The organism is Vibrio sp. A11, assembly GCF_013048705.1.
Lineage (GTDB): Bacteria > Pseudomonadota > Gammaproteobacteria > Enterobacterales > Vibrionaceae > Vibrio > Vibrio metschnikovii.
The window spans coordinates 88371-109314 of sequence record NZ_VHSI01000001.1 but is presented as its reverse complement, the minus strand read 5'-3'; the positions used below and the strand labels follow the sequence as shown (position 1 = coordinate 109314).

18 protein-coding genes are annotated in these 20944 nt (G+C 44.1%); 7 read left to right on the top strand and 11 right to left on the bottom strand.

From position 1 onward, the window contains the following. Positions 1–58: 58 nt before the first annotated feature. From FKQ60_RS00460 to FKQ60_RS00450, 3 genes are read right to left on the bottom strand one after another with little or no spacing between them, the layout of a single operon-like run. A complete protein-coding gene (locus FKQ60_RS00460; protein ID WP_004395326.1) occupies positions 59–532 on the bottom strand; it encodes a response regulator in 474 nt (157 codons plus the stop codon). Further along, positions 519–1865, bottom strand: a complete 1347-nt coding sequence (locus FKQ60_RS00455) for an ATP-binding protein (RefSeq protein WP_233268206.1) — start codon at positions 1863–1865, stop codon at positions 519–521. The genes FKQ60_RS00460 and FKQ60_RS00455 overlap by 14 nt, the downstream gene beginning before the upstream one ends. A gap of 6 nt (positions 1866–1871) precedes the next feature. Next, on the bottom strand, positions 1872–3290 hold the full coding sequence (locus tag FKQ60_RS00450) for an SLC13 family permease (RefSeq protein WP_170905962.1): 1419 nt from the start codon (positions 3288–3290) through the stop codon (positions 1872–1874). 471 nt (positions 3291–3761) lie between these two features. Between FKQ60_RS00450 and FKQ60_RS00445 the strand changes: the two genes are divergently transcribed. From FKQ60_RS00445 to FKQ60_RS00435, 3 genes are all read left to right on the top strand, one after another. Further along, positions 3762–5393 (top strand): methyl-accepting chemotaxis protein, encoded by a 1632-nt coding sequence (locus tag FKQ60_RS00445; RefSeq protein WP_170905840.1) that lies wholly within the window; start codon positions 3762–3764, stop codon positions 5391–5393. Between the two features lie 259 nt (positions 5394–5652). Beyond that, on the top strand, positions 5653–6876 hold the full coding sequence (gene alr / locus FKQ60_RS00440) for an alanine racemase (RefSeq protein ID WP_004395330.1): 1224 nt from the start codon (positions 5653–5655) through the stop codon (positions 6874–6876). 346 nt (positions 6877–7222) lie between these two features. Beyond that, positions 7223–8092: a DMT family transporter gene (locus FKQ60_RS00435; RefSeq protein ID WP_004395331.1), complete on the top strand. Its 870-nt coding sequence runs from the start codon at positions 7223–7225 to the stop codon at positions 8090–8092. An 81-nt stretch (positions 8093–8173) separates the two neighbouring features. Here FKQ60_RS00435 and FKQ60_RS00430 read toward each other — a convergent pair whose 3' ends face one another. The 7 genes from FKQ60_RS00430 to FKQ60_RS00400 all read right to left on the bottom strand — a co-directional run bounded on the left by FKQ60_RS00430 (position 8174) and on the right by FKQ60_RS00400 (position 15371). Continuing rightward, the gene (locus FKQ60_RS00430) at positions 8174–8647 is read right to left on the bottom strand and encodes a DUF2947 domain-containing protein (protein WP_040904328.1); all 474 of its coding nucleotides are present in this window, start codon (positions 8645–8647) and stop codon (positions 8174–8176) included. Between the two features lie 82 nt (positions 8648–8729). After that, complete coding sequence (rimJ, locus tag FKQ60_RS00425; RefSeq protein ID WP_040904330.1) at positions 8730–9317, bottom strand: ribosomal protein S5-alanine N-acetyltransferase; 588 nt, start codon at positions 9315–9317, stop codon at positions 8730–8732. Beyond that, complete coding sequence (gene tyrR, locus FKQ60_RS00420; protein WP_004395334.1) at positions 9317–10861, bottom strand: transcriptional regulator TyrR; 1545 nt, start codon at positions 10859–10861, stop codon at positions 9317–9319. The genes rimJ and tyrR overlap by 1 nt, the downstream gene beginning before the upstream one ends. 147 nt (positions 10862–11008) lie before the next feature. After that, positions 11009–12031, bottom strand: a complete 1023-nt coding sequence (locus tag FKQ60_RS00415; protein ID WP_004395335.1) for a TIGR01620 family protein — start codon at positions 12029–12031, stop codon at positions 11009–11011. Beyond that, positions 12028–13407 carry a YcjX family protein gene (locus FKQ60_RS00410; RefSeq protein ID WP_161438836.1) on the bottom strand — a complete coding sequence of 460 codons (1380 nt, stop codon included), beginning with the start codon at positions 13405–13407 and terminating at the stop codon, positions 12028–12030. The genes FKQ60_RS00415 and FKQ60_RS00410 overlap by 4 nt, the downstream gene beginning before the upstream one ends. 47 nt (positions 13408–13454) lie before the next feature. Then, entirely contained in the window at positions 13455–13640 is a 186-nt protein-coding gene (locus tag FKQ60_RS00405) for a hypothetical protein (protein ID WP_040904331.1), read from the bottom strand. Between the two features lie 207 nt (positions 13641–13847). Further along, the gene (locus tag FKQ60_RS00400) at positions 13848–15371 is read right to left on the bottom strand and encodes a fumarate hydratase (RefSeq protein WP_170905839.1); all 1524 of its coding nucleotides are present in this window, start codon (positions 15369–15371) and stop codon (positions 13848–13850) included. A 194-nt stretch (positions 15372–15565) separates the two neighbouring features. On the opposite strand from FKQ60_RS00400, the gene pabB reads away from it, so the two are divergent. Beyond that, on the top strand, positions 15566–16933 hold the full coding sequence (gene pabB / locus FKQ60_RS00395) for an aminodeoxychorismate synthase component 1 (RefSeq protein WP_170905961.1): 1368 nt from the start codon (positions 15566–15568) through the stop codon (positions 16931–16933). Positions 16934–16973: 40 nt separating this feature from the next. Here pabB and FKQ60_RS17725 read toward each other — a convergent pair whose 3' ends face one another. Beyond that, positions 16974–17102: a hypothetical protein gene (locus FKQ60_RS17725; RefSeq protein WP_272870375.1), complete on the bottom strand. Its 129-nt coding sequence runs from the start codon at positions 17100–17102 to the stop codon at positions 16974–16976. 30 nt (positions 17103–17132) lie between these two features. Between FKQ60_RS17725 and FKQ60_RS00390 the strand changes: the two genes are divergently transcribed. From FKQ60_RS00390 to FKQ60_RS00380, 3 genes are all read left to right on the top strand, one after another. Next, a complete protein-coding gene (locus FKQ60_RS00390) occupies positions 17133–17732 on the top strand; it encodes a CoA pyrophosphatase (RefSeq protein WP_040904333.1) in 600 nt (199 codons plus the stop codon). Positions 17733–18027: 295 nt separating this feature from the next. Then, positions 18028–19281 carry an aromatic amino acid transport family protein gene (locus tag FKQ60_RS00385; protein ID WP_170905838.1) on the top strand — a complete coding sequence of 418 codons (1254 nt, stop codon included), beginning with the start codon at positions 18028–18030 and terminating at the stop codon, positions 19279–19281. Between the two features lie 145 nt (positions 19282–19426). Next, positions 19427–20788, top strand: coding sequence for an L-serine ammonia-lyase (locus FKQ60_RS00380; protein WP_040904335.1), 1362 nt, complete (start codon positions 19427–19429; stop codon positions 20786–20788). Positions 20789–20944 lie beyond the last annotated feature (156 nt).

Genomic DNA, 20944 nt, shown 5'->3' with positions numbered 1-20944 from the left:
AATAGCAAAAATAGCAAACTCAGCGTGAGCTAATCATCACGCTGAGTTGAGGTTAAATTTAGCGTACGCGAGTTAGCACCACGTTTTGATCCAACTCTTGATGCCACTGCGTGTAATCCAACCCTTTGTCAAAAATAAATTCTGTCACTAGTTGTCTAACACAGGCGATCAACGCTTCTGCACTCCATGGTTTATCAAAATAACGGTTGATGCCTGCGGTGTTTATCGCATTAATCGTATCAGAGTGGGTCGCTTGTCCAGTGAGTAAGACCTTTTTCGTGCCGATAAAACGAGGATCTTGTGTGATCTCGCTGAGTAGTTCAATCCCCGTTTTTCCTGGCATCACATGATCGGAAATAATCAGAGCAATAAACTCACCTTCAGCGTCTAATTCGTCCATCAGTTGCAGTACTTCATCTGCTGATTCACAATCTTCTATCTGCAACCAACTCGCTAACGGTTGCAAGTCTTGCAACACCGCACTGAGCACTTCCCTTTGGTCATCGACACAAATAATATTAAGCTTCTCCATATCCATCCTCGACTGGTAGTTTTATCCTGAAAATCGTTTTCTCATGATTGCTTTTGACAACCGTAGTTCCGCCATAACTGGTCACGATACGCTTCACAATCGCCAACCCTAACCCAAGACCAAACGACAACCCCTCTTTTTTAGTGGTAAAACTGGGCTGAAATATTCTCCGCCGTGTGGCTTCATCAATTTCTGGCCCATTATTGGCAATGGTGATCAAAATGCGTTGTTTATCATAACGAGTATGGATATCTATTTCCGGATGCTCGGTTTGGAGCATCGCATCACAAGCATTTTTAATGATATTCACCCATACTTGTACCCATTCGGTCTGCGACCCCTTTAAGATTGGTAATCCGCCGGGACGCATCCGCACCGAGACTCGACGTAAATCACTTTGCAATAATGCTAATGCCCGATTTAGTGTGTCATTCAGATCCAACTGCTCATCAAAATGGATCTCGCTACGCCCTAATTGTTTAACCGATTTAACGATCCCAACCACATGTTTCGAGGCAACACGTAAATCGTGTAAATCACGCCCCATTTGCCAATAGCGAATCGCTAAATGTGGATTGGCCAGCCAATGAGCGGACAGTGTCTCCTCCGGTACTGCCCGAGCTAATTCACGAGCGAGATTTTTCGGCAATTGATAGCGCTGCGCAAAGTGTGCGCCACGTTCGCGCGCTTCACTCGACGACACTTTTTGCCCATACAGCAAACCAAAATCAAAAAACTGACTGGCTTCGGGATGCACTTCATGCAACAACTCGATAAATAAGCTTTCTAACCGTTCTGTTTTACTGCTTACCACGCCAATTGCGTTGTTCAATTCATGAGAAATACCAGCGGCTAACTGACCTAAGGTCGTCATTTGTTCCGCCATATGTAACCGCTCAAGCGCCTTTTCTTTGGCAACCGCTTCTTGCATTGCGCGTCGTTGACGACGCGAAAGCTCAGCCACAATCACGGGCATAAACTGGGTACTCAGCGGACCGAACTGTTGTGGCTCAATCACTGGCGTATGTCGGTCAATCCAACCGAGCTCAACATCAGTTTGCGCAATCACTGTGGAAGACGCTATCCAATGACCAGAAAAAAAACTGTGTACACCGATAAAGGCACCCGCTGAGGCCGAAAAAATCGGAATCGCCTTCCCCTCTTTTTCTCTAAATTGACCGAGTAGCTCACCTGATTTTACGTAATAGAGGCGATCGTTATAGCCATTTTGCTTAAGAATTATCGAGCCACTGGGTAAACAGATGCAGCGCTGAGCATGAGTAAAATAACGCTCAACTAATACCTGCATCTGTGGATCCATGTTTTCCAGCATCATTAATTAACCAATGTGTCCAATAAAGTGTAAAAACCAAATCATCACAAAACTCATCAACACACCAACAATACCAAGGATAACGCCAACTCGTGCCATTTGATGACTTTGTACATGACCGGTCGCATGAGCGAGAGCATTAGGCGGAGTACTGATCGGCAGTGACATCCCTAGCGAAGCTGCAAAAGTAACGACGAGAATTAAAGTTAACTCACCGCCCAATGGGGTAAGCGATACCATAGAGGTACCCAATGCCGCCATAATTGGCATCAATAAGTTTGCTGTCGCGGTGTGCGACATAAAATTCGCCATCAATAAACATAAGAACGCCGCACCAAATAACACGACATAAGGCGAGTAATGATCAAAAGGAATGCTATTAACCACTAATTCCGCTAATCCTGTTTTATCAAGCGCTAAACCCAGCGCTATACCACCAGAGACTAACCACAACACATCCCAGGAGATTTTTTTCAAATCTTCTTTATTGATGATCCCTGTCACCGAGAACACCGCAACCGGAATTAACGCCACGGTATAAGAGTCCATGCCATGCGTCGATCCCATTAACCATAATAAAATGGTCAGTGTGAAGGTGAGATAAACCACCATCGCTTTCGGCGTTTTAAGAAATTTACCTTTAATACTTAATTCAATGGTTTTTTGTTCTGCTCGATACATAAATCCAATCAGCACCCAAGCCAGCGCCATTAATACGATCACAAAAGGCACACCAAAAGCCATCCATTCACCAAACGTGATTAAGTTATCGCCCACCAAATATTTTAAGGCGATTGCGTTCGGCGGCGTTCCAATGGGTGTACCAATACCACCTATATTAGCGGCAACCGGAATCGATAAGGCGAAAGCAATTCTGCCCGGATCCTTCGGGCCAAAAACGGCGATAACCGGCGTTAAAATCGAGAGCATCATGGCGGTGGTTGCGGTATTGGACATAAACATTGAGAAAATACCGGTGATCAACATCAAACCTAACATCACAAATTTAGGATTTTGACCGAAAGGCTTGAGTAATACCCTGGCCAAGTTGACGTCTAAACGGTACTTAGTCGCCGCCATGGCTAAGAAAAACCCGCCGAGAAATAACATAATGATCGGACTAGCAAAAGTCGCCATGATGTCACTATGTTTTAATAACCCACCAAATTCCGGAAGATGCTGGTTACTTTTAAATAGCCACAAGCCTTTATCCGATAACATCAGTAGTTCTAAAACAATGATCACCACTGAAGTGGCATAAATCGGGATCGGTTCAAATACCCACAATAAGGCCGCTAACAGGAAAATCGCAATCACTCGCTGTTGAATAATGGTCAGCCCCTCAAAAGGAAAAGCAGAGAGGGGTAAAAGGAGGATCAATAAGGGAATCGCTAACGGGACAATGTACTTAATATAGGGGCGTATCATAGTTACTCTTCCTGAGACAATGTGCATAAAAACGACGAATAATGGCCAGATCGCTTATCCACGACCCGTTGATAACTTTTGTTAGTTAATAACTCTTGTAAGTTAATAACTATTACAAATAGTTACAGTTCGAAGCCACCATGAATTATGCCTATACCTGAAAGAAATACTTAGGGGTAGATCAACGAATATCTATTAGTTTCAATCACTAGCGCGGAAAATCAGCAAAACCTCGTCCTGATCTCATCTTGTGAGGAAAAATTTTTTAGTCACCAGCTCTCTTTTTGATGATTTATTGACTATTTTTATAACTAGCAACACAGGTAATAAAAATAGTGATAAAATACACGATTAATTGAACCAAAGTCACAGATTATGGATATCTAACAAATCATCGTTGGATAATAAGTGCGCAAGGGAGTTGTGTTTGGTGCCAATCCAATCCACCCAATGTAAGGTAGCTTATTCATGTTTTTAAAAAATATGTCGATTAGCAAAAAATTAGCCAGCGGATTTGGGCTCATTGCTCTTATCAACATTTTATTTGCTTGGTTTTTACATACAGAACACCGTGAGATTAAAAATCAACTCATTAACTTTACCGAAGACACCTTCCCCGCTTTTGAAGCGGTCGATAATATTGGTGATAAACTGTCTTATTGGCGTCGCACTCAATTTGCTTCATTACTTTCTAGCGATCGCAGCGATATTACCAATCGACTCAATCAAAGCCGTCAATTTCAACAAGAAATCGAGGCGGAGTTAAAGAAATACGGGCAAGATATTTGGCCCGGTGAAGAAGAACGTATCTTCAGTCAACTGATGCGTCATTGGCAAAGCTACAATCAAACCATGGTTGAATTCAATCAGGCATTAGCAGCCAACGAGCAGATTAAAGCCTTGGATATTTTAAACCGTTCTAATCAAGATTTTCGTCAAATTGAAGCCAATATAGAAAAACTCGGCGCTATCCTTAATCAGGCTATGGACGGCAATAAAGACTACATCCTTAAAGCCGTCAATCGGATTGATGTGAGTTCGAGTATCATCAATATCGCGATCTTAGTTATTATGGCGCTGGTTACCTATTTTATAACGCAGATCATTTGCGGGCCATTAAAGTTAGTGGTCGCACAATCGAATGCAATTGCCAAAGGTGATTTATCACAAAAACTCAATCGACAAGCGATTGGCAATGACGAGCTCGGTGAGTTGGCCGATGCCTCGATGGTTATGCAAAACAATCTTCGCCAATTAATTGAAGAGACCATTTCAGCAGTGACCCAACTGAGCAGCGCAGTAGAAGAGATGTCACAAATTTCCTCTCAAGCAGCTCAAGGCATGCAAGAGCAGCAAGATCAAATCACACAAGTAGCGACTGCGATGAATGAGATGAAGGCGGCTGTCGCTGATGTTGCCAGTAATACCGAAAACTCGGCGCAAGAAATTGATACCACCAATAAACAAGTTCAAGAAGGCGCGCGCGACAATAAACTGATGGTTAACGCTATCGGCCAAGTCGCAGAAATCATTACTCAAACGGGTCAAACGGTTTCTGAACTTGAACAACAATCCAATCAAATCAATATGATTGTCGATGTTATTCGTGGTATTGCCGATCAAACCAACTTACTTGCACTCAATGCAGCCATTGAAGCGGCCCGCGCTGGTGAATCTGGTCGAGGCTTTGCCGTGGTGGCCGATGAGGTTCGAACTCTTGCCGGACGTACACAAGATTCGACAGGTGAAATTACCTCTATTATCGAAAAACTGCAAAACATGGCCAAACAGGCCAAAGAAGGTACTGATCGCTCATGTTCAAGTATTGATAATTGCGTTGAGCAAGGTAACCATTCACAACAACTCATGCACTCTATCGAGCAATCTATTGCTCAAGTGGCCGATATGGGGGCGCAAATTGCCAGCGCTTGTAGCCAACAAGACTCGGTGGCCGATGAGTTAACGCGTAATATAGAAAATATTCACCACGCCTCTCAAGAAGTGGCTCAAGGTGCCAATCAAACTGCACAAGCGTGTACCGAATTGGCACAACTATCAGTATCATTACAAAATTCGATGATGCGTTTCAAACTTCAGTAAAATACGTTATTCTAACAACCGTTTAGAATACTCTATAAAACGCCTACTCTCTAAACAGACAGTAGGCGTTTGTGTTGTTGGGGCGTCGTTTATCTTCGCGGACTTCCCTTCCGTTTGTTTTTTCAAACGCCCATCACAGATTAAACGCCTATTCTAACGCCTTATCAAAACACCCTGAGATTCTCGCTATACTGATTGTCATATAAAGTTAAGCGAAATTCGATTTTTAAATTTTATGCCCCCCCGATTTGGAGACATTATGCATTTTAAAGCTACGCTACTTTCTATCGCTTTGGCGAGCACCTTACCTTCTTTTCTCAGCCATTCTGCTCCATTAGCGCTTGATACTACCGTCCCTTCTGCTGAGCAAATCGCGCAATCCAATGCTTGGCTCGAAATCAACCTAGGTCAATTTAAAACCAATATTGAACAGTTTAAATCTCACATTAACCCAAGCAGTAAAATTTGTGCAGTGATGAAAGCTGACGCTTATGGTAATGGCATCCGTGGTTTAATGCCGACGGTCATCGAACAAGGCATTCCTTGTGTCGCCATCACCAGTAACGCTGAAGCCCGCGCGGTACGCGAAAGTGGCTTTCAAGGTCAACTGATGCGTGTTCGTTCTGCAACCATTAACGAAATTGCCGCTGTCGCCGAGTTGAACATTGAAGAGTTGATCGGCACCAAACAACAAGCGATGGATCTTGCTCAATTAGGTCAGCGTTTAGGTACGCCTATCAAAGCGCATTTAGCGTTAAATGATGGTGGTATGGGCCGTAATGGCGTTGATATGAGCCATGAAAAAGGGAAACAGGAAGCGCTCAGCATTACTCAGCAAAAAGGCTTACAAATTGTTGGGATCATGACACATTTCCCCAATTATAATCCGGATGATATTCGTGCCAAATTAGCCACCTTTAACCAACATGCTAATTGGCTGGTTGAGCAAGGGCCATTGAAACGCGAAGAGGTTCAGTTTCACGTTGCTAACTCATATACGGCGCTCAATGTACCCGAAGCTCAATTGGACATGGTTCGCCCTGGTGGCGTGTTGTATGGCGATTTACCAACCAATCCAGAATACCTCCCTATTGTCTCATTTAAAACTCGCATCGCGTCACTGCATCACCTACCAACAGGCAAAACCGTAGGTTATGACAGCACTCATATCACCGACAGTGACACCGTATTGGCCAATTTGCCAGTGGGTTATTCTGATGGCTATCCACGAAAAATGGGCAATAAAGCGCAAGTGCTGATCAATGGTCAGTGGGCAAACGTAGTCGGAGTTACCTCAATGAATACCACCATGGTTGACGTCTCTACTATTAAAGGCGTTAAACCTGGACAAGAGGTAGTACTGTTTGGAGCTCAAGGCAAAAAACAAATCAGTGTCGACGATATTGAAACGCATAGCGATATTATCTTCCCTGAGCTTTACACCATATGGGGCACGGCTAATCCGCGTTTTTACGTTAAGTAGTGGAGTTAAACCTATCTTATCTACTTGTCAGGCCAGTGAGTCTTTGAGGCGTTGATCCTTTTCTAGATTCACTCAACTACCAGTCCCCTTATTTCTATCGATAAGGGGACGATTACGCTCAGCGACCATGATGAAACTTACCAACAAATGTTGTTTAGGCGTTTGTAGCAAAAGAAAATTCATATCCTGTTACCATTGCCATTTGTTTTATTTCAGGCAGAATAACCCTTCTTTAGGCTGACCTCGATCGCCTCACGCTATCCTAGCGAATTCCAGCAATAACGGACTGTCTGTCCAATATATCGCTGGGAACCTTTTAGATTACCCACTTCAAGTAAAAGAGTATATGACCCAGAAATCACCCGTTCTTTTTGCGGTAGGTTGCCTACTGATCGCAATGATGGCTATACAATCAGGCTCCTCAATCGCTAAACAACTGTTTCCTATCGTCGGTCCTGGTGGAACGGTTGCCCTGCGCGTGAGTATCTCTGCTTGTATTTTATTGCTCATTTTTCGCCCGTGGCGATTATCGTTAAGCCTTGCGCAGTGGCGATCGATGATCATCTACGGGGCAAGTTTAGGCGGAATGCAAATCTTATTTTACTTTGCTATCGAACGTATTCCATTAGGGATTGGTGTCGCTTTAGAATTTACCGGCCCACTACTCCTCGCGCTATTTTCTTCAAAACGTAAGCTCGATTTGGTTTGGGTTGCTTTGGCGATATCTGGTATGGCGTTGTTACTGCCCGATATGCGGGGAGTTGATGCCCTCGATCCCATTGGAGTTGCGCTCGCATTGGCTGCTGGCGGTTGCTGGGCTGGGTATATTTGGTTTGGGCAACGAGCTGGTACGGTTGGTTCCGGTGGCATGACAGTCGCTATCGGTATGACCGTCGCGGCGCTGTTTATTTTCCCGATTGGCGCTTATAGCGCATCATCCACGATCTTTACTTGGTCAATACTACCGATGGCGATTACCGTCGCGATTCTATCTAGTGCATTGCCTTACAGTTTGGAAATGATGGCGTTAAACCGCCTATCTACCCAGCATTTCAGTGTACTAATGAGTCTAGAACCCGCCGTCGCCGCCATGGCAGGATTTATGATTTTAGATGAAAGATTAGCGCTGTCACAATGGTTCGCTATCGGTATGATCATCAGTGCATCAATGGGCAGCACCTTAAGTGCTCAACGTAGGAAGACTGTCACTTCGTAACCTCTCAACAAAGAGAGAGTGTATTTATTTTGTTAATACACTCTCCCCTTTTTTTGAAACTCAAAACGAACTCAACAGAGTCTACAAACGCTGACCAATTTTTACTGAGCCGTTGGTTTGAAACCATAATGCTTGCGCACGACGGCGGCCTATTAAAATCGGACCATCGTCGTAGAATAAAAAGTTCTTCCAATGGTTTTTAAACACCGACCATTTGGTTTCAATCACATTGTATTTCTCATAACAAAAATAAACCGTTACATCATCTTGCCAATCAATGTGTTCCAGTATCGCTGCTGGTAAAGCAGGATCATCACTTTCCCATGCTTCCATCCATGAGATGTCTTGCTGCCAACTCGCGGCTTTCTTGGGCCAGTCTTGCGAGCTAAAACGCTCAGCATCTGGACTTTGCGCACTGATGTTTTCTTTCCAAAACTGAGCTGAGCGTGACGGGCTCATCGGTTTTATCTGTGCTTGATCACTCTCGGACACGGGCATTGATTGATGCGTGAAAATCCATTTTCTTGAATACTGTTCCAAAGGCAAATACGACATGAGATGTCCTTAGACGTTAAACCAGCGCATGCTGGTAATAAATAAAATGAGATACCTAAATAAACGGCGAATGAAAAGTGACTTATCGATTGATTGAAGTACTGGCTTGCCAGTTTGGATTAATCAACGAAACCAGCACATGATCCTGCCATTGACCATTAATTAATAAATAATCTTTGGCCAACCCTTCTCGGATAAAGCCAACTCGCTCAAGTACCGCAGCACTGCGATGATTCGTTGGCATATAAGCCGCCATAATACGATGCATGTTTTGTTGTTTAAACAAAGATTCACAGGCCATATGAAGTGCCCGAGTCATAATATAACGCCCTTGGGCAGACTCGGCTAACGAGTAGCCAACGTGACAAGCATAAAAGGGAAAACGCGTGACGTTACTGAACGAAATCGTGCCAACAATTTGTTGACTATTCACCTCAATGATTAAGCAATAGTATCCGAGAGCTAAACGATGCAACTCTTCCAGTTTGATTAATCTCTGCTGCCAACCGGTAACTTCAAAAAAAGCCGCTTCGCGTTGAGGCTCCCACGGTTTTAAATAATCACGATTAGTCACAAAATAATCAGCCAGTGCTTTAGCATCCGCTAATTGAGCACTGCGTACAAGAATCTCCCCATCACTGACCAACATCGCTGTTGTTCCCTTAGCCATTAACGTTTCCTAATCCCATAATCACGTAACTTATTGGCTATTGAGGTATGTGAAACATTCAAACGTTTAGCGAGTTTTCGACTGGATGGAAACGACTGGTAAAGCTTGTCTAAAATTTGTGATTCATAGTCTTTCATAATGTCATCAAGCGAGCCATCAAGGTTTACCGTCGATAAGCTCAAGCCGCTACTGTCTACCGCTGGCAAATGAAAATAATCGACCTGCAATTGTTCGCCATCCATTTCTGTCAACGCACGCAACACCATATTGTCTAACTGGCGTATGTTACCTGGCCATGGATATTGCATTAACTGATCCACTAAACCTTCGGCGTATTGCGGCTTCACCATGCCTAATTTATGGCTGTGTTTGGTTACAAAGAGCTCCAAAAGCGGTTGAATATCGCTAGGACGCTCGCGTAGTGCTGGAATACGCAAGGTTAATACATTCAGTCGATAGAAAAGATCTTCCCGGAACGTGCCTGAATCAGCCAATTCGGCCAAATTATGACGAGTAGAGGCAATCACGCGGACATCGATATGAATTTCATGCTCTTCGCCAACTCGACGAAAGGTTCCGTCTTGTAAGAAGCGCAACAATTTGATCTGTAGATGAGGGCTCATTTCGCCAATTTCATCTAAAAATACCGTGCCACCGTTCGCTTGTTCAAAAATCCCTTTATGCCCTTGTTGATGATTAAAAGAGCCCGGAGCATGCCCAAAAAGCTCGGTTTCTGCGACATCATCGGGCATAGAGGCACAGCTTAACACTAAAAAGGGAGCGGTAGAGCGGTGAGAACGGTGATGACAAGCTCGAGCGAGCATCTCTTTTCCGGTCCCCGTTTCACCTTCAATTAATAACGGCTGATCGAGCATAGCTAATTTTTTAGCATGATTTATCAATGCCTTATGGCGATTAGATACACCAACAAAATGCTCAAAACCTAATGAATTGTGTATCGATAATCGATCGTGGCCGTGTACTGTGGTGACCTTAGAACGTAAGATCATCATCGAGCTCGCCAACGTGGCATCATGGGCTGAATTACCAATATAAACTGGCATTAGCTCCATGGTATAGTCTAGCCCGTCAATCACAACCGCTTCACGAATCGGCGCTTTACTGCCATCGACCCAACGTGAAAAATTAAACAGCGGTAACACTTGAGAAATGGGCGTTCCGATCACTTCCTCACTGGGCTTATTCAAGAGTGCTAAGGCACTTTGATTGGCCATATCGACAAAGCCTTTTAGATCAATCGCTAATACGGCATCGGGTAGATTATTGAGCAAGGAAATCAGTTCAGTATTATGACGTTCCATCGGCATAAACTGAATTTTACGAACATCTTTGACGCCAGAAATACGGCGAATTTCCGCCATTAATTCACTGAAAGTATCAAAATCAATATCTGGGCAATTAAGATAAATAATGCCTATCACATCAATTTCGATACCTCGCAAATCGATTTTTTTTGAAGCGAGGATCTCAAGAAGCTCTCGGGTTAAGCCGAGTCTATCTTCACAAATGACTTCTAGACGCACTGAATGTTATCCTAAGCAGAAAGTGTCACGAAAAGTTGACAGTAGTTTCTATCAACCTCAGCACAGCGTCAAGTGATTCTCGTTAAATCCTCTGGCTTGCCCCAATACTTTCTGTAACCAAGCCAACAATGCGCTTCATAAAGCGAATTATTGGCTTACCAAAGCAGTAATTTTTGCCACGATTTGTTTACGTATTGCACTCAACTTAACCACTCGATTCTTTTGCCACGGTAATGGCCTAAGTAGCGAAATGGCTTTTAGACCTAAACGAGCGGTCAGTAGCCCAACTCCGAGCCCTTGACCTGCACGAGCAGAGAGTTTTTTAGTCAGATCCATCGATAACAGATCCATGCTAGCATCAATGGCCAATTCACTCGCTCCTGCAACCGCCATGTTGACTAATACGGCTTTAAATAGCTGTAAACGAGACCAATAACCAAGCTCAATGCCGTACACGTCTGCTAAACGATCAATCATCGTAAAATTACGCCAAGCGATCAATAACATATCCACTAAGGCTAAAGGACTGATCGCTACCAATACGGCGGCTTCAGTGGCATAGCGTGAGACGATTTGAGTGGCCTGTTTATCTTGTTCATTGACCACCATCGCATCATATAACTCGATGATTTCAGCATCGCTGTGGCTATTATCAATACTCTTCAACCAGCGTTGATAAGCACTACTATGCAAGTTAGTGTGACTTTTATTGGCTAGCATCGTACAAAAAACTTGTCCTTGCCCTAGCCCATCTTGCTGGATCAATTGCTCGGCTTGCTCTTGCACAGAAAAATGCTGACGTAAGCGACGCAGTGTCCACAGCTCCTTCCCTAAACGCCCAATACCCAAGCTCGCTAAGAGCGTCAACAAAATAACCCAAGCCAGATCAAGCCAGTTAGCCGATTGGATCGCGGTATAAATACTCTCTATTGCTTGCCAACCGAGTAAGGTAGAAAAAGCAATCAATAGACTCACTACCATCCATTTTTTCTTCCGCTTAGGACGAATGACTTGTTCAAGCTGGCTCTCTAATTCGGTTTCCGGCGCTATGCTTGACTCGGTAATAAACCGCTGCTGATCATTAAAGGTCGCAGATGCAGCGATGACTGGTTCAGGCTCGGTTTGCTTGAGTGGTTGATTAAAAATTTGCTGATTTTTTAAATCCGTCATGTCAATTTATCCCCAATCAAGATCTCTAATGCTTTATCCATCCGAATGTGCTGACAAGGTTGATCGTCGAGACTCGGCATAGGACGAAAAGCAATAAACTTAAACTGATGATGCTGCCAATAGTCAGGATGAGGTAGTTTTTTCGGGACATCTCCGGGGTATAGAGTGATCGGTTGCCCTTGTACATCGATCCCTTGAATAGCCGAAATTTTTTGATGATGACTCTCAACATAGCCCGATTGAGTCGCTCGAATCGACGCAAGACTGATACAACGCATCTCAATATTTTCGTAAGCGGCATGTTGCCAAGCCGGATGAATCATCTGCTGCAGCAATGACACCATATTCGGATGCTGATCAGGCGTCACATGATCGGCTTTGGTGGCCGCAAAAAGCACTTTATCAATCTTCGGTGAAAATAAACGGCTGAGTAAGCCACTGCGACCATAACGAAAACTGTGCATAATCTGTTCTAGTGCACAACGCATATCCAAAAACGCTTCATGACCAGCATTTAAAGGCGATAAACAATCGACCAAAACAATTTGCCGATCAAACGTAGCAAAGTGTTGTTTATAAAACGCCTTAACGACCTTATTTTGATACTCTTGATAGCGCGAGAGCAGTAATCCTAACATCGAGTTTTTTGCAGGTTTATTTTGTGGATCAACATGACGACAAGGAAAAAACTGCAACACCGGCGCTCCCGCAAGTTCTCCTGGTAATACAAAACGTCCCGGTTGAACCCAATGCAAACCATGCAACTTGCATTGATGAAGATAATCAGTATAAAGCGCAGCAATCTCGGCCAATTGCGCTTCATTCGCTTCTTGTTCAAGATCAAGCTTATCTATCGCGTTTAACCAAGGTTTCGCTAACTCTGCACGTTGACCATGTAACGCATTAAACTGCTGAGCCGACCAAGTATAAAAATCCAAATTTAACAGTGGTAAATCCAACAACCATTCACCAGGGTAATCAATAATATCCAGATACAAGGTTGCCGTGCTGCCCAGTAATTTTTTACTGCGTTTATGCGGGCGATATTTAATCGCTAAACGAATTTCACTGACATCGCGGGTAGGTACTGGCCAGTTTGGCGGATCAGCATGAAGCTGCTCCATCGCCTGATCGTAACTGAAACGAGGCACCATAAGATTACGTTGTGGGATACGCTTAGCACCAATAATCCGTTTATCACGCGCCGCGGCTAACAAAGGTAACTGATCATGCGTGGCCGTATGCAGCAGTTGATTCACTAACGAACTAATGAACGCAGTTTTACCTGCTCGCGATAAACCAGTGACCGCAAGACGAACATGGGCGTCTAAACCTCGGTGCAGAAGTGCACTCATCTCTTGACTGATTCGCTGCATAGCTTGTGGGTTCCCTCAGTAAATGTTGCCATTTTAGATCAAGATAATTAATCGTCTTCAATCAGTTTGTAAATGACAAATAAGCTTATTTGTAGCAAAACAAACAGAACACAACTAGTAATAACATATTTACTGTAAAAAATAGAAAGACCATGAAAAATCAGGTCATAACTTAATAACGCGGCTAATACGATAGCAACGACGATTTGTAGCAATCGAATAAAACGTGGCATGGTTTCTCCTCTGAAACTCTATTAACAATACTGGTTATCGGTTATTTCTCATCCTGAACTACTTTTTAAATCGCACTGATAGTCCGTTTGTCAATGGCGATTGTTCCTCGATAGTCACAACAAGATATGCATAGACCAGATAAAGAAAAGGTGTAGCGTTATGCTACACCTAATAGTCACTTGAGCTCAATTTGCTCACACATTTATTTAGCTCTGCTGAGTAGCTTCAGCAATTTTGACTCGCCAAGTATCCGGACCAATCTGATGAGCGTTGGCTCCGGTCGAATCCACTGCAACCGTGACTGGCATATCTTCCACTTCAAACTCATAGATAGCTTCCATACCGAGATCTTCAAAAGCGACAACGCGCGCTTTCTTAATCGCTTTAGCAACAAGATACGCCGCGCCGCCAACGGCCATTAAATAGACTGCTTTATTTTTCTTTATCGATTCAACGGTCGCTGGGCCACGTTCGGCTTTACCAATCATGCCCATCACGCCCACCTCTTCAAGCATCATATCGGTAAATTTATCCATGCGAGTTGAGGTTGTCGGTCCCGCAGGCCCTACGACTTCATCGCCAACCGCATCAACAGGGCCAACGTAGTAGATGAATTTATCTCTTAAATCAACGCCTTCAGGAAGTTTCTCTCCGTTTTGTAACATGGTTTGTAGGCGTTTATGCGCCGCATCACGTCCGGTTAAAATTTTACCCGACAGCAATACGGTTTCACCGGTTTTCCATTGCTGAGTCTCTTCACGAGTCACCGTATCTAAATTCACTCGACGGGTATTCGCGCCCGCTTCCCAAGTAATTTGTGGCCAATCTTCAAGCTTAGGTGGGGTGAGTTCTGCAGGGCCACTGCCATCTAATGTAAAATGCACATGGCGAGTTGCCGCGCAGTTAGGGATCAAACACACTGGCTTAGAAGCCGCGTGGGTCGGTGCCGATTTAATTTTCACATCAACCACCGTAGTTAAACCGCCTAACCCTTGAGCACCGATACCGAGTTTATTGACTCGATTGAAGATATCTAAACGTAGCTCTTCTTCAGCATTTTGTGGGCCACGCGCAATAAGATCTTGAATATCAATATGTTCCATCAAAGATTCTTTGGCCAGCACTGCCGCTTTTTCTGCCGTGCCACCAATACCAATGCCGAGCATACCTGGTGGGCACCAGCCGGCTCCCATGGTCGGTAACGTTTTTTCCACCCACTCTGCAATATCATCAGAAGGGTTAAGCATTGCCATTTTGGTTTTGTTTTCACTGCCGCCCCCTTTGGCGGCAATTTGGATTTCTACTTTATCACCGGGGACCATATTAATGTGCACTACGGCAGGGGTATTGTCCTTGGTATTGATCCGTTTGCCCGCAGGATCCATCAGTACCGACGCTCGTAAAGGGTTATCTGGGTTGGTGTAAGCTTGACGAACCCCCTCATCCACCATCTGCTGTACGGTCATATCGGTAGAATCCCATTGCACAGCCATACCGATATTAACGAAACAAGTGACGATACCGGTATCTTGACAAATAGGACGGTGACCCTCTGCTGACATACGCGAGTTAATTAAGATTTGCGCAATCGCATCTTTAGCGGCTTGGCTCTCTTCACGATGGTAGGCTTGTTCTAGCGCTTGGACAAAATCAAGGGGATGGTAGTAAGAGATGTATTGTAATGCGTCAGCGACACTGCTGATCACATCTTGTTGGCGAATTACCGTCATTGCATGCCTCATTATTGTTATGTGTTCACTAGCTGAAACCGAAAGCACAAGGTAAAGTCAGTAAAGCCAAAGGGCAACAAACGACTGAATTAAGCGCTACGATCAAGAAACAGCTTTCTTTCAGGCTTTTATGATACTCTTGCTTTCCTCTATGTGCTACGCAGTGAAGTGACCCATTGTCACAAATTACACAAATGAACGTTGAAGAAAAAAAACTTATTCAAGTGCAGCCCATCACTTACCAAACCGATCTCGCTCAACAGTTTTTTAATCGCATTGAGCAGCGACCATGGGCAATGCTACTTCGCTCTGCTTCGACCCAACATATCGATAGCCGATTTGATATTTTGGTCGCCAATCCCATTGCGACCCTAGTCACTGTCGGTAACGATACCACCATTCAGCAACCGAGTGGTGTGACATCATCACAACAAGACCCTTTTACGCTGCTAGCCGAGCTGCAAGAACGCTATTTACCCGCTGAGGTTTATCACAGTGAGTTGCCTTTTGTCGGCGGCGCGCTGGGCTATTTCGGCTATGATTTAGGGCGTCGGATAGAACCATTAGCAGAACAAGCACAACACGACATTGCTATGCCAGATATGGCGATTGGTCTTTATGAATGGGCATTGATCGTCGATCACCAACAACAAACTGCTTGCTGGGCTGGCATCAATATTGAGCAAGCTCAGGCTTGGTTTGCCTCGTTCGAGCCTCTCTCTCAGCCGCTATTTCAGCTCACCAGTGCTTGGTCATCGAACATGACCGCCCAACAATATCAGCAGAAATTCAATCAAATCGAAGCGTACTTACTTTCCGGTGATTGCTATCAAATTAATCTAGCGCAACGCTTTAGCGCGGATTATCAAGGTAGTGAATGGCTTGCCTATCAACGGCTAGAACAGAGCAATCTTGCGCCCTTTTCTGCTTTCATTCGCTTAGAACAAGGCGCGATTCTTAGTGTCTCTCCTGAGCGTTTTTTGCAAGTGAATCAACGAGTGATTGAAACTAAACCGATTAAAGGCACTCGACCACGCCATCAAGATCCTCAACAAGATAAAGCACAAGCTAATGAGCTCGCGCAAGCCGCCAAAGATCAAGCTGAGAATTTAATGATTGTCGATCTGCTGCGTAATGATATTGGTCGTGTCGCTAAACCAGGTAGTGTTCATGTACCTAAGCTCTTTGAAATCGAGAGTTTCCCTGCAGTGCACCATTTGGTCAGCACGATTCGCGCCCAACTTGATGAGCAATATCAAGCGACGGACTTACTGCGTGCAAGCTTTCCCGGTGGATCGATTACTGGCGCGCCAAAAGTCCGAGCGATGCAGATTATTGAAGAATTGGAACCACATCGACGCAGCGCTTATTGCGGTTCAATTGGTTATATCAGCCGTCATGGCAAAATGGATACCAGTATTACCATCCGGACTTTGGTGGCGCATCAACACAAAATTTACGCTTGGGCCGGTGGTGGTATCGTCGCCGACAGTCAATGGCAAGCCGAATATCAAGAAACGTTAGATAAACTCAGCCGTATTCTGCCAATTCTTGAACAATAGGCTAAATTTATAAGAGATATCAAACGACTTGGGGTTGCAGCTAAGCGGCCAATCCATCGATTACTCTCAGCATTGAACTACGCTGTGATTCGGACGCTAACACGACTATCGCTTCAAGTCGTAAACGAACATGATGATTAAGCAAACCGATGAGGGCGGATGATTCCATCGGACACCTTTTACCTAAGGAGAACGAGGCATGATCAGTAAACAACAACTGATGCAAGATTTTTTACTCAAAACCCCCGTTGGTTACCATGCCCAGTCACTCAACCGTGCAGCTCACTTACAGTCAGCCTCATTAAGAAAGGCCTCGGTATTGGTCGGGTTTGTCGAACGGCCACAAGGGCTCAGTGTTGTTTTAACTAAACGCGCCGCCCATCTTAAGCATCATCCTGGACAAATTAGCTTCCCAGGTGGAAAATATGAAGCGAGCGATGGCACACTTTATCAAACGGCCAAAAGAGAAGCGCATGAAGAGATCGGATTAGAAGCCAAATACATTAAGATCCTCGGTCAATTGCCTGAGCTTGTGACCATCAGCCAGTTTGCGGTGACACCAGTGATTGCATTCATTGATCCCCGTTATGAAATGTCAATTGATACTAACGAAGTCGAAGAAGTCTTCGAGGTTCCAGCCGCTTATCTTTTCGATCAAAAACATTTACTCAGTAATACCTTTTTAATAAAAAACTCCCTGCATAAAGTCTTCGCCTTACCATATAAACATCATTTTATATGGGGTATGACAGCACAAATCATCCAAGCACTGCAAAAACACATTAATAGTGATAGATAGCCTTTGAAATGATTAATTTACGTACACCTCATATTATCACTGACCTATTTTTACTCAAAAAAGCAATCGTTTGCCTTGCTGATTTATCATAAAATGACACCTTCAAATAACCTTAACCAACCCAACCATTAACAATTCCCACATGTGGCACAGTTTTTTCGTGATCAATCAGGGGTTTTTGACATATCATTCAACAAGCGCAAACAATTCATGATTTAGATCTATTTTTTATTGTAAAAAAACCTGCAAAATTGCGCTCGACTTATTTCCTGTTCCCAAAATGAGTAAATTAAACATGAATACAACCACAACGGTTACATCAGCCACACAATCCACTGGCAAGTGGACCTATAAAGATTTTGTATGGTCGCTTTCCCTTTTTGGTACCGCCGTCGGTGCTGGCGTTCTTTTTCTGCCAATCAAAGCTGGTGCGGGTGGCTTTTGGCCGCTTGTCATTCTTGCGCTTATCGCAGCACCAATGACTTGGTTTGCCCATAAAGGTCTCGCTCGCTTTGTTCTTTCTGCAAGTAACACTGACTCTGACATCACCGATACCGTCGAAGAACACTTTGGTAAAACTGGCGCCAACCTTATCACTTTTGCTTACTTTTTCGCCATCTACCCTATTGTTCTGATTTACGGCGTCGGGATTACTAATACCGTCGACTCTTTCCTCGTTCACCAATTTGGTATGGAATCCATTCCTCGCTGGTTACTCTCTGGCGCGTTAATTTCATTAATGACCGCTGGCGTTGTTTTTGGTAAAGAGTTAATGCTCAAAGCCACTTCAGCGATGGTTTATCCTCTGGTATTTATTCTACTGGCTTTATCTGTGTTCCTTATTCCTGATTGGAACACTTCCATGATCGAAACCTCTCCAGATTGGTCTACCGTTCCACTGATTGTCTGGTTAGCTATTCCTATCATCGTGTTCTCTTTTAACCACAGTCCAATCATCAGCCAATTTACTAAATCACAACGTCAAGAGCACGGTGAGCATGCGGTCGTGAAAACCGATATGATCACTGCTGGCGCAGCAATGATGTTAATGGGATTTGTGATGTTTTTCGTCTTCTCAGTCGTGTTGTCTTTAACACCTGAGCAGTTAACCTTGGCACAAGAGCAAAACATCAGTGTGCTTTCATACATAGCCAATGTGCATGAATCACCACTGATTTCTTATCTTGGTCCTATCGTGGCACTTGCGGCGATCACTTCAAGCTACTTTGGTCACTTCTTAGGTGCTCATGAAGGTTTAGTGGGATTGGTAAAATCACGCAGTCAAATGTCTGTTGGTAAAATCGATAAAATCTCGCTCGTGTTCATCGTGCTGACCACTTGGATTGTTGCAATCGTTAACCCAAGCATCCTAGGTATGATAGAAACCATGGGCGCACCAATGATTGCTGCTATCCTATTCATTTTACCGGTTTTTGCGATGCAGAAAGTGCCAGCGATGGCCAAGTTTAAAACTAAACTACCCGTACAAATATTCACAGTTATTTGTGGTTTTGCCGCGATTAGTTCTGTAATCTACGGCGCTCTTTAATCTCTACATCCGCGTATGAGTGAAAAGATACCTGAAGCTTGAAGAGTAGCGTGATCAACCACGCGGTAACCTCAAACTAGACAGGTAAAATATAACAATAAAAGCCTCCCTTCACTAAGGGGGGCTTACTTTTGAGGCAATCAATATGATTAGTGTATTTGATATCTATAAAATTGGTGTCGGACCGTCGAGCTCACACACGGTTGGCCCAATGAAAGCGGGTAAACAATTTATTGATGATTTACGAGCAATGGGAAAGTTGCGTGACATCACTAAAATCACCGTGGATGTTTATGGATCATTATCACTGACAGGGAAAGGTCACCACACGGATATCGCCATTATTATGGGCTTAGCGGGTAATACCCCAGAAAAAGTCGATATCGATGCGATTCCAAGCTTTATTGCTCGCGTTACTGAAACGGAGCGCCTTCCTGTTGGCATGCACTGCCATACCGTTGATTTTCCTCGTGAAGGCGGCATGAATTTTCATAAAAGTAATTTGTCATTACATGAAAATGGCATGCAAATTCACGCTTGGGTTGATGATAATCCTGTCTACTCAAAAACCTACTACTCTATTGGTGGCGGGTTTATTGTCGATGAAGAAAATTTTGGTAAAGAGATTGAATCTCCTGTCCAAGTTCCCTATCCATTCACGAGTGCCGAACAACTTCTTGCTCAATGCCAAGAGCATGGCCTTTCTATCAGCACTTTAGTGATGGCTAATGAGAAAACCCTTCATTCAGACGAAGAGGTTCGTACTTATTTTGCCAATATCTGGCGCACCATGCGTGAGTGTATGGAACGTGGTCTCAATACTGAAGGCATTTTGCCGGGTCCTTTGCGTGTTCCGCGCCGTGCCGCTGCACTACGCCAACAATTATTAACCTCTGAAAAAACCACCAATGATCCGATGGCGGTCGTCGATTGGGTTAATATGTACGCCTTTGCCGTTAATGAAGAAAACGCAGCAGGCGGTCGCGTGGTAACAGCACCAACTAATGGGGCTTGTGGCATTATTCCAGCGGTATTAGCGTACTATGACAAATTTATCCAAACCGTAACCGAGAAAGATTACATTCGTTACTTTGCGACCTCAGGCGCTATTGGTGGTTTGTACAAACGTAATGCTTCTATCTCTGGAGCTGAAGTGGGTTGTCAAGGTGAAGTGGGCGTAGCATGCTCAATGGCAGCAGCTGGTTTAGCTGAGCTCCTCGGGGGCAGTCCTGAGCAAGTGTGTATGGCCGCAGAGATTGCTATGGAGCATAACCTAGGTCTTACCTGCGACCCGGTTGCAGGGCAAGTTCAAGTACCTTGTATCGAACGTAACGGGATTGCTGCCGTGAAAGCGATTAACTCCACTCGTATGGCGATGCGTCGTTCATCGGCTCCCCGTGTCTCTTTAGACAAAGTGATCGAAACAATGCTTGAAACAGGTAAAGATATGAATGCTAAATATCGCGAAACCTCCCAAGGTGGATTAGCGATTAAAGTGATCTGCTAATCTTCCTCAACGATTGATCTTCCCAAGCCTGATACTTATGCATCAGGCTTTTTATTTTCCCTTTCTCCATCTTTACTTAGCTTTACTTAGCTTTACCGAACCGCCGCTTGTTTTATCTCCAGATAACGTTATAAATGGTGATAATCATTCTCTTTT

Coding starts and splice junctions, on each gene's coding strand:
- FKQ60_RS00390 (WP_040904333.1), top strand. CDS start 17,133: ATGATCAGTAAACAACAACTGATGCAAGATTTTTTACTCAAAACCCCC.
- FKQ60_RS00445 (WP_170905840.1), top strand. CDS start 3,762: ATGTTTTTAAAAAATATGTCGATTAGCAAAAAATTAGCCAGCGGATTT.
- FKQ60_RS00460 (WP_004395326.1), bottom strand. CDS start 532: ATGGAGAAGCTTAATATTATTTGTGTCGATGACCAAAGGGAAGTGCTC.
- alr (WP_004395330.1), top strand. CDS start 5,653: ATGCATTTTAAAGCTACGCTACTTTCTATCGCTTTGGCGAGCACCTTA.
- FKQ60_RS00410 (WP_161438836.1), bottom strand. CDS start 13,407: ATGCAGCGAATCAGTCAAGAGATGAGTGCACTTCTGCACCGAGGTTTA.
- FKQ60_RS00405 (WP_040904331.1), bottom strand. CDS start 13,640: ATGCCACGTTTTATTCGATTGCTACAAATCGTCGTTGCTATCGTATTA.
- FKQ60_RS00415 (WP_004395335.1), bottom strand. CDS start 12,031: ATGACGGATTTAAAAAATCAGCAAATTTTTAATCAACCACTCAAGCAA.
- FKQ60_RS00385 (WP_170905838.1), top strand. CDS start 18,028: ATGAATACAACCACAACGGTTACATCAGCCACACAATCCACTGGCAAG.
- FKQ60_RS00380 (WP_040904335.1), top strand. CDS start 19,427: ATGATTAGTGTATTTGATATCTATAAAATTGGTGTCGGACCGTCGAGC.
- FKQ60_RS00455 (WP_233268206.1), bottom strand. CDS start 1,865: ATGCTGGAAAACATGGATCCACAGATGCAGGTATTAGTTGAGCGTTAT.
- FKQ60_RS00430 (WP_040904328.1), bottom strand. CDS start 8,647: ATGTCGTATTTGCCTTTGGAACAGTATTCAAGAAAATGGATTTTCACG.
- FKQ60_RS00400 (WP_170905839.1), bottom strand. CDS start 15,371: ATGACGGTAATTCGCCAACAAGATGTGATCAGCAGTGTCGCTGACGCA.
- rimJ (WP_040904330.1), bottom strand. CDS start 9,317: ATGGCTAAGGGAACAACAGCGATGTTGGTCAGTGATGGGGAGATTCTT.
- pabB (WP_170905961.1), top strand. CDS start 15,566: ATGAACGTTGAAGAAAAAAAACTTATTCAAGTGCAGCCCATCACTTAC.
- FKQ60_RS00435 (WP_004395331.1), top strand. CDS start 7,223: ATGACCCAGAAATCACCCGTTCTTTTTGCGGTAGGTTGCCTACTGATC.
- FKQ60_RS17725 (WP_272870375.1), bottom strand. CDS start 17,102: ATGGAATCATCCGCCCTCATCGGTTTGCTTAATCATCATGTTCGTTTA.